This window comes from Clostridium sp. CF012, assembly GCF_018861755.1.
In the GTDB taxonomy this organism is placed as follows: Bacteria; Bacillota; Clostridia; order Clostridiales; family Clostridiaceae; genus Clostridium_AD.
Window position 1 is genome coordinate 1 of sequence record NZ_JAHLEF010000116.1, and the last position, 920, is coordinate 920.

General features: G+C 31.3%; 2 protein-coding genes. Both read right to left on the reverse strand.

Translation table 11 applies throughout. The annotated features are described in order from the left end of the window. Nucleotides 1–167 precede the first annotated feature (167 nt). Nucleotides 168–470 carry a hypothetical protein gene (locus KPL50_RS26590; RefSeq protein WP_216209540.1) on the reverse strand — a complete coding sequence of 101 codons (303 nt, stop codon included), beginning with the start codon at nucleotides 468–470 and terminating at the stop codon, nucleotides 168–170. Between the two features lie 11 nt (nucleotides 471–481). Next, nucleotides 482–920, reverse strand: a 439-nt coding sequence (locus KPL50_RS26595; RefSeq protein ID WP_216301463.1) for a rubrerythrin family protein, incomplete at its 5' end; no start/stop codon positions are given.

Sequence of the window (920 nt, forward strand, 5' to 3'; positions counted from 1 at the left end):
ACATTATTTTATGATGATGAAGTTATAAACAATCCTTGTGATAGTTTGGGAGAAAGATCTGTACCTTCGATTATATATGTAGAAAATAGGAAATAGGAAATATATTTTGTTTGTTCAAATTTATAAGGCAATCTCAATAGAGGTTGCCTTATAAATAATTATAAACATTATTTAATGTTATCATTTACGTATTCTTCATCAACCTCGTAAAAAAGATCTTCATTTATAGTTCTGTATGCGTTATAGATTTCGCTAGTTTCTATATTGTACCTTGAGTCATGATTGTCGTTGTACTCATTATTTTGAGGAAGGGTGTACTCATCGCTATAAACATCGCTGTACTCATCATTATAAGGAACATTTAACTCATCATTGTAAAAACCGTTGCAACGAGTGTTGTATTCATCTTTATATGAAAACATTACAGGTGCTACTGGTACTAAATAGTAAGTAGGATAGTAAATTATCATATTCACCCCTCCTATTTGTAGTCTTCGCAGTAGATTTTAAAGTAAGCTCTTGGGAATTTACATAGTGGACAAAATGCAGGTGCTTCTTTTCCAATATGAATATATCCACAATTCATACATTGCCATTTTACATCAGTGTTTCTTTTAAATATCATGCCTGCTTCAAGATTTTCATATATTTTCATAAACCTCATTTCATGATTCCCTTCTACTTCTTGTAATTCCTTATAGAAATTTGCAATTTCAGTAAAACCTTCTGCCCGGGCTTCTTTTTCAAATTGTTTATATAGGTTATTACTTTCATGAGCTTCTCCCTCGGCCGAATCTTTTAAATTATCTGCTGTACTTTTATTCATCTTAAGAAACCTATTAAAAACTTCTCTTGCATGAGCCTTTTCATTGTTCGCAGTAGCTTCAAAAATAGAGGCTATATATTCGTACCCTTCCTTT

Bases quoted from the DNA above. Each gene is read 5' to 3' on its own strand.
- KPL50_RS26590 (WP_216209540.1), bottom strand. From the start codon at position 470: ATGATAATTTACTATCCTACTTACTATTTAGTACCAGTAGCACCTGTA.